The organism is Micromonospora sp. WMMB482, from assembly GCF_019038635.1.
Lineage (GTDB): Bacteria > Actinomycetota > Actinomycetes > Mycobacteriales > Micromonosporaceae > Micromonospora > Micromonospora marina.
This window is the reverse complement of sequence record NZ_JAHOPD010000027.1, coordinates 1-7,443: the sequence shown is the minus strand read 5'-3', so window position 1 is coordinate 7,443 and position 7,443 is coordinate 1. Positions and strand designations below refer to the sequence as shown.

The window sequence follows — 7,443 nt, the reverse complement described above, 5'->3', positions numbered from 1 at the left end:
GCGCACCGTCTCGTGCAGGCGGTGACGGGCGTGCACCCGTACCCGGATCAGCCCGCGGGGAGCGGACGTCGACGAGGGCCTCCGCGACGCCACCCATCAGGCCGATGACCGACAAACGGCCGCTGGGGCTCCACAGGGTCGCCTCACTGATCGCATCCCAACCGGCGTCGATCTGCGTCGAGGGCTCCGGCAGCACCCGGAGACGTGCCTCGATCGGACCCGTGTGGATCCCGCAGAAGCCGGTGAGCCGACTCGGCCCGCCCACCTGAAGGAGGGTGTCACCGATGGTGTGGATGCCCAGGCCGGTCACGCCGGGCACGGTGGTCACCTCGTACTGGCAGTAGCTGACGTGCAGTCGCGCCCAGCCCGTCATGCGGCGAACTGCCGCAGCACGGTGGGGTCGGTGATCGTGTCGTCGGCGGCAAGCATGATCGCCTTGGACAGGATCGTCGACAACATCGGGTCGTCCTCGAACGGCAGGTGTAGCCGTCCGGTGCCGCCGCGTGCGGGGACGATGCACAGGTAGACGTCGGGGCTCCATCATGATGTTGCCCGAGCCGAGGTGGATGCGGTAGCCGCGCAGGTTCCCGCGTACGTGCAGGTATCGGTCCGTGAGGGTGACCCGGTCGGCGATGGCCATGCGGGGGAGCAGCCGGGCCAGGGCGTCGCGACGTACCTGCGCCGACGGGTTCAGCGCGCCGACCGCGGTGCGGTGCCAGTAGTCCCGGAACCGGTCCTCGCCGCGGTCGGCCCACTGCGGGTCGGTGGCGATCGAGGTGACGCCGACGAACAGGTCCACGTCCCGCATCGCCTCGGTGAACACCAGCGGCGGTACGTCCGCGACCGGCGCGGGTTGCCAGGTCGCGCCGTCGGATCGGGCGAAGCGCACCTGGTCGGTCGAGCAGTGGTGGACGTCGTAGTCGCGCGGGTCGTCGGTGTCGACGAGTTGGTGGTGGAAGGACGCCCGCCACGCACACCGCCGAAGAGCTTGGTGGCTTCGCTGTCGTACCCTCCGTCCCACGTGCCGAGGTAGCCGGCCTGCCAGCCGCGGGCGCGCATGAGCGCGTTCGCCTGGCGGTAGCGCAGGATGTGCGCGGCGAACCGGTTGGAGTAGGAGCCGGTCCGCTCCTCGGCCAGCGTGAGCAGGTAGACCTCACGGAAGGCCTGCTTGAACGGCTGCGTCAGGCCGGTGGCGAGCACCCGTTCCCGCCAGGCGAGGGTCTCGTCCACCGCCGCGTGGATGGGATGCCACAGCCGGACCGCTCACCACGCGCCGGTCGCCCGTCGAGACCGACGATCGTCCACCCGTCGCCGTCGGTGTGGGGCAGGCCCGCCGACCAGTCGCGTCCGTCGGTGCTGGTCTCCCAGAGCAGCCGCCGCCCGTACGTCCCGGTTATCGGGTGGTCGAGGAAGCGGGACACCCAGTCCGGGTACGCCCAGACGCGGTCCTCGGACAGCAGCGCCTCCACCCGCTGCCGCTCGGCGGTCAGCGTCGCGCTGATGCCCTTCACCATGTCACGTAGCTGCTTCAGCTCGTCGGCGTGCGTCTCCTTGAGCACGGCCGGCACGCCCTTGAGCCCGGTGCCGCCGCGAGTGAAGGTCAGACGCGCCTTCTCGCCCACGACCCGCACCGTCGCCTCGTACGGGCCGACCTCGGTCAGTCGGCTGCCGGTGGAGTCGAGCCCGTGGTCGTCGACGGCGAGCTCCATCACCTCGCTGAGCGACCACCCCCGCGACGCGCCGAGGCGCGCCAGCGCGGACTGCACCCGGGCGCGCACCGCCTTGTTCTTCACCCTCGCCGCGAGCCGTGCCAGGGTCCGCACCGGTGCCTCACCGTCGCGCCCGGCGAGCAGCTGCACGGCCGCGATCGCGGTGCGCTGGGCATGGGGGAAACCGGACGCCTGGCGGGGCGCGGCCGAGGCGGTGGCGGTGACCCGGGCCAGCAGGTCCGTTGCCGCCTCGTCCGACTCTCGCGACAGCGCCCACACCAGGCCACGCAGGAGGCGGTCCGAGTCCTCGTGCACAGAGTGACGGTGGGCGGCGAACGCCTCCAGGACCGCGCGGACGGTTTCCTGTCCATCGGTCGCGGTCGTGAGCCGTTCGTCGAGGACGCGCAGCCACTTCGCCGGCGCCGCCGGCTTGTCGAGCGAGGCGCAGTGCGCCAGCAGCTCGGGCACGCCCGGCGCGGCGAGGACGTCACCCAGGCCGGCGCGCACGAGGGGACCGAACTCGTCGCCGTGGTGCAGCAACCACGACGGCACTCGGCGACCGTGGCACGGTCGACCGCCTCTCCAATCAGCATGGCGACCCGCCGACGTGGCCCGGCTGCCATGAAGTAGTCCTCGGCGATTTCGTCGAACAGGGCCGAGAGCGCCGGCGCCAGATCCGCCAGGTCCGCGGTAGTCAGACGCACGGCGATCATCGCCGGCAACTCCAGGTGGGCGCCGTTGTCGTAGCCGTGCCCCTGGCCGGCAACCTCCAGACTCCATAGGAGATCCGCCCGGGTCCAGTCGTGCACGCCGTCGGCTAGGCTCCGCAGGACGTCGTTCAGCGCGGACGGGATCGAGCTGGTGGTCGCCTCGAGGTGCACGGCGAGCGCGGCTCGGCGGCGAAGCTCACCCGGCCACGCCTTGGTGGCCGCCCATTCCGGCGTGCGGGTCACCGACGTCGCCCAGAAGTAGGTGTCCGTGGTCCGGAGCAGCGGCCGAACGTGGGCGTCGGCTTCGGCGATTCCGGTTTCCACCCGCCGGCGATCCGGGGCGCTCAGCGCGGGAAGCAGGCGCGTCCAGTCACCCATCTCAGCCACCTACCAGGGGGACGAGTCGCACGAAGGCCACCTCGGGGTCCGCGAGCAGGTCGATCTCCTCGTCGAGATCCTCGACCTGTCGGTCACCCACCAGCAGTACGAAGCCGTTGCGGGCGAAGGCGGCACACGCCGCGTCCGCCTGACGCTCCCAGTCCAGCCGCCGTCCCCGACCGACCCGATAGCCGTTCAACGTCGCCTCCGCGTTGGTCGGCTGCACCAGACCCCGGAAGAGGTCGGCCTGGTCGGCGTTGAACCGCGCCACCTCCTCGCGCACGCGCAACCGGACCAGCTCCCGCGCGGAGATGCGCTCGGGCAGGCCTGCCAACGGCCACTGATCGATCGCCCTGCCCGTCGCTGTCTCGTCCCGAACCGTAACCGTGGCCACCGCGCTGCTCCTTGCCTTGAGGTGAGCGGCATCATGGCACGACAGTCCGACGGAACCGCTGCGGTCATCCGCCCGGGCAGCGGGTGTCACCGCCGCTGTGTTCAACGCAGTGCCCCGGGCGGGCCGGGCGTCGTCGCTGCCGGCGCCGGAGCGAGGGTCCCGGCCGGCGAGCACGGCAACCGAGAGACCACCGCATCACATTGACTGAGCGCGGCCGTGAGGCGTCCCAGCAGCGGTGGTGGCAGAGGGCGGCCGAGTCCGCTCGCGGTCAGCACGTCGAGCAACGTTTGCTGTGCTTCGGGTTCTGGGAACGCCGAGGACGTCAGGATGTCCCGTGCGGCGTACCCGTCTGCGGCCGTGACCGCTGTCTCGACAGCGAGGCGTGCGATGCGCTCCAGGCTGGGGCTGGAAGCGCCGTCGGCTAGTACGGCAGCCGCCGTTTGAGATTCTGCTGGTGACCTGGGGTGGACGCGGGGCGGCCACCGCGTGATCGTCTGTACGTTGTGGACATAACTTCAGATCTTGCGGTGGCCGCGTGCCACAGCCTAGCTGTTGCACGGTGGGAGCGGGTGCTGGCCGAGGTGCTGGGCTGCTTCGCGGGCCGGTTCGGGCGGGTGGAACCGCGCCGGGCGGCCGGACAGTTCGTGACCGGGCTGCTGGCTGACCTTGAGGTCAAGACGTGTTGGCAGTTGGCCGAGCAGGCCGGGCACGCCGGGCCGGATGCGATGCAGCGGTTGTTGTACCGGGCGGTGTGGGACGCCGACGCCGTCCGCGACGACCTGCGGCAGATGATCGCCGGCCGGTTCGGCGGTCCGGACGCGGTCCTGGCCGTCGACGAGACCGGCGATCTGAAGAAGGGCATCCACACGGTCGGGGTGCAGCGCCAGTACACCGGCACGGCAGGGCGGATCGAGAACAGTCAGGTCGGGGTGTTCCTGGGCTACGCCGGCGCCGACGGGCACACCCTGATCGACCGGCGGGTGTATCTGCCAGCGTCGTGGACCGACGACCGCGACCGGTGTGCTGCTGCCGGGGTGCCCGAGGACATCGAGTTCGCCACCAAGTCGGAGTTGGCCGCCGACATGATCACCGCAGCCCTTGACGCCGGGGTGCCGGCCGGGTGGGTGGCTGCGGACGAGGCTTACGGCAACAGCGCCGCCTTCCGCGCTGGCCTGCGCGAACACGAGATCGGTTACGTCCTTGCGGTGTCCCGCAGCCACCTGGTGCCGATCGACGGCAGCAAGACCCGCATCCGCGCCGACCGGATCGCCGCTGACCTGCCCGCCTCGGCGTGGCAGCGCCGCTCAGCCGGCGCCGGATCCAAGGGGCCGCGTTTCTACGACTGGGCCTGGCTCGATGACGTGTGCACCGACGCTGACCCCGACGACGGCGGCCGGCACAGCCTGCTGATCCGCCGCAACATCACCACCGGTGAGCTGGCCTTCTACCGCTGCTGGACCCCGAGACCGGCCACCCTCGTCCAGCTCGTGCGGGTCGCCGGAATCCGCTGGAGCATCGAGGAGAGCTTCCAGGCCGCCAAGAGCCAGGTCGGCCTGGACCAGCACCAGGTCCGCCGCTGGGACTCCTGGCACCGATTCACCACCCTCGCCCTGGCCGCCCTCGCCGTGCTGACAATCAGCGCCGCTGACGCCACCCACGACGAGCCCACCGACACGGGACTGATCACGCTGACCGTCAACGAGGTCCGCCGCCTGATCAACGCCTGCCTCATCCGCCCGATCACCGACCTCGCCCATCGTTTGCACTGGTCAGGCTGGCGACGACGGCATCAAGCCCGAGCCCGACGAGCCCACTACACACGCCGGCTCAACCTCGAACTTCAACCATGATCCCAAACGGCGGCTGCCGTACTAGTTCGACGATGGACAGGGCGAGGCGAGTGCGGAACACGACCAGCGAAGGATCCCTGCTCACCTTCTGATAGCGCGCCGTCATCAGGTCGACGTCCTCGGTGCGTGCCGGTCCGTCTGGGTGGGACATTGTGGTGAGGCAGGCCGCCACGGCGGCTTCCCAGGGCTCGCCGGGTTGGGTCGTGTCGATCATCTGTTGGGCGGCGGCGTGTTGCCCGCGGTGGATGCGGGCGATGATGGCGGCTTGGCGTCCGTCGAGCATCCGGTTGCCGATGCCGTGGTGGTGCTGGAGGTGTTCTTCGGCGTCGTCCCAGCGGCCGGCGCTGGTCAGCGCGCGGGTGCCGTCTGCCAGGTGGACGCTCCAGAGCCATTGGGTGAGGTCGCGGTGGGCTTCTTCGGTGGGGGTGAGCGCGGCGGCGGGGAGAGGGATGCCGTCGATGGTGGTGTCGGTTCGGTGGGCGATGGCGTGGTAGAGCTCGGTGAGGAGGAGTGTGAGGCCGTCGTCGTGTTCGCCGGCTCGGATGTGCAGGCGGGCGAGGTTGACCAGGGATTCGATGACGTGGCGGCGGGGGTGGTGGTCAGGTCTGGGCGGTCGAGCCATGCTTGGGCGTGGCGGTGGCACCACTGGCGGGCGAGGTCGGTTTGGCCGCAGTCGGAGGCGATGAGGGCGGCCTGGTTGTAGACGCGGGCGGCGGCGGTCAGGTCGTTGTCGTGCTGTGCCCTGGCCGCGAGGTCGGCCAGGGCGCCGATCCTCGCGGGCAGGGCGGTGCACAGCGGCCGTGACCGGGCGACGAGGGGGAAGCGGTGTGCTGTCGTCCCGGCGAGCATGGCCCTATTCCCAGATGACGGTGACGGGTGGTGCGGGCGGTCGATGACGAAGCGTCCCTTGTCGGGGGCGTGCTCGCCGGCGCGTCCGATCGGGATTTCGAAGCGCACGCTGCGGGAGCGGTACTCGCGGTCCCACCGTGCGGCTTCCTCGGCCGTGATGTCGGCCAGGGCGATGCCGTCGGGGCCGTGGCCGATGAGGCCGATCTCGTAGCGCTTCTGCCCGTCGACGGGTTCGGCGGGGCGCAGGGTGAGGTAGGCGAGGCTGGGGCCTTCGACGGTGGCCATGGCGCCCCACTGCGGGTGCATGGGGGTGACCTGGCCTCGGTCGATCGCGGCGCGGTCGGTGGTCATCCGCAGGTTCGAGTTAGGTAGGCGCAGCGCGAGCCACAGCTCGATCCACTCGTACGGCACCATCGGCGGGAAGATCACGCCGGTCCACTGGGTGTGCGCGGGGGTGTCGAGGACGCCGGCGAGCAGGGCGCCGTCGACGGTCTGGTCCTTGTTGACGACCAGGGCGACGTCCTGCTGCTCGTTGATCGCGACGATGCGGCGGGCGTCGTCGAGGCTGCCGCGCAGGGGCATGAACACGGCGAGTTGACTGTCGACGGTGAGGCCGTCGGGAGTGCGGGTGAAGGCGATGGAGCGCGACGTGGCGCCGCGCAGCCGCAGCGGCACCACCATCCGCCCGGCGGGGGCGAGCTGGCCGACAAAGGCCGCGCGGACCACGTCGAAGTCGGCCAGCAGGGGCCGTCGGCCGGGTTCCAGCCGGCCGGTGATGGCGGCGGTGCGGCGCAGCGTGTCGCCGGCGATCGTGGCCCAGGTCGCGGTGCCGGTGCACGACGACGACGACGAGGAACGCGTCACCGAGCGCATCAAGTCCGCCGAGCGGCGCCAGCTCGTCGAGCAGGTCGGCCGCCTGGTCCGTAAAGGTTGGACGATCACCGGCAGAAAGGTCACCATCCCGTGAACGCCACTGAGGACGCCGGTCGCCGCCCGATCCGGCGCGCGCTGGTCAGCGTCTACGACAAGACCGGCCTGGTCGAGCTGGCCCGCGCCCTGCACGAGGCCGGCGTGGAGATCGTGTCGACCGGGAGCACCGCGTCGACGATCTCCGGCGCGCGGGGTGCCGGTGACGCCGGTCGAGCAGGTCACCGGCTTCCCGGAGATCCTCGACGGTCGGGTCAAGACGCTGCACCCGAAGATCCACGGCGGCCGCCTCGCCGACCTGCGCAAGGACGCGCACGCCGCGCAGCTCGACGAGCACGGCATCGCCGGCATCGACCTGCTGGTCTCCAACCTCTATCCGTTCCAGGCCACAGTCGCCTCCGGCGCCGGCACCGACGAGTGCGTGGAGCAGATCGACATCGGCGGTCCGCGATGGTGCGGGCCGCGGCGAAGAACACGCCTCGTGGCGGTGGTGACCGACCGGCCGCGTACCCGGCGGTGGTGGCGCGCTCGCCGAGGGCGGCTTCACCCTGGCCCGGCGCCGGGCGCTGGCGGCCGCGCGTTCGCCGACAATCGCGACTACGACGTCGCAGTGGCCGACTGGTTCG

Annotated in this window: 5 protein-coding genes and 4 pseudogenes; 3 read left to right on the top strand and 6 right to left on the bottom strand. The window is 71.2% G+C overall.

Features of this window, described 5'->3' with window-relative positions:
* From KSK32_RS32490 to KSK32_RS32475, 4 genes and pseudogenes are all read right to left on the bottom strand, one after another.
* Nucleotides 1–823, bottom strand: a pseudogene (locus KSK32_RS32490) (hypothetical protein); the annotation flags it as partial.
* 278 nt (nt 824–1,101) lie between these two features.
* A pseudogene (locus tag KSK32_RS35065) lies at nt 1,102–1,200 on the bottom strand (DUF4132 domain-containing protein); the annotation flags it as partial.
* Entirely contained in the window at nt 1,182–2,261 is a 1,080-nt protein-coding gene (locus KSK32_RS34725; protein WP_216936564.1) for a DUF4132 domain-containing protein, read from the bottom strand. The pseudogene KSK32_RS35065 and the gene KSK32_RS34725, both read right to left, overlap by 19 nt.
* A 537-nt stretch (nt 2,262–2,798) precedes the next feature.
* Entirely contained in the window at nt 2,799–3,131 is a 333-nt protein-coding gene (locus KSK32_RS32475; protein WP_254187006.1) for a hypothetical protein, read from the bottom strand.
* A gap of 644 nt (nt 3,132–3,775) precedes the next feature.
* Here KSK32_RS32475 and KSK32_RS32470 point away from each other — a divergent pair.
* The gene (locus tag KSK32_RS32470; protein ID WP_216927931.1) at nt 3,776–5,041 is read left to right on the top strand and encodes an IS701 family transposase; all 1,266 of its coding nucleotides are present in this window, start codon (nt 3,776–3,778) and stop codon (nt 5,039–5,041) included.
* Here KSK32_RS32470 and KSK32_RS32465 read toward each other — a convergent pair.
* Nucleotides 5,019–5,324, bottom strand: coding sequence for a hypothetical protein (locus KSK32_RS32465; RefSeq protein WP_216936561.1), 306 nt, complete (start codon nt 5,322–5,324; stop codon nt 5,019–5,021). The two genes, KSK32_RS32470 and KSK32_RS32465, sit on opposite strands and share 23 nt — an antisense overlap.
* A 65-nt stretch (nt 5,325–5,389) precedes the next feature.
* Nucleotides 5,390–6,754: a hypothetical protein gene (locus KSK32_RS32460; RefSeq protein ID WP_216936567.1), complete on the bottom strand. Its 1,365-nt coding sequence runs from the start codon at nt 6,752–6,754 to the stop codon at nt 5,390–5,392.
* On the opposite strand from KSK32_RS32460, the pseudogene KSK32_RS32455 reads away from it, so the two are divergent.
* Nucleotides 6,699–6,857: pseudogene (locus KSK32_RS32455) on the top strand (phosphoribosylglycinamide formyltransferase); the annotation flags it as partial. The gene KSK32_RS32460 and the pseudogene KSK32_RS32455 sit on opposite strands and share 56 nt — an antisense overlap.
* Nucleotides 6,854–7,443, top strand: a pseudogene (gene purH, locus KSK32_RS32450) (bifunctional phosphoribosylaminoimidazolecarboxamide formyltransferase/IMP cyclohydrolase); the annotation flags it as partial. The pseudogenes KSK32_RS32455 and purH, both read left to right, overlap by 4 nt.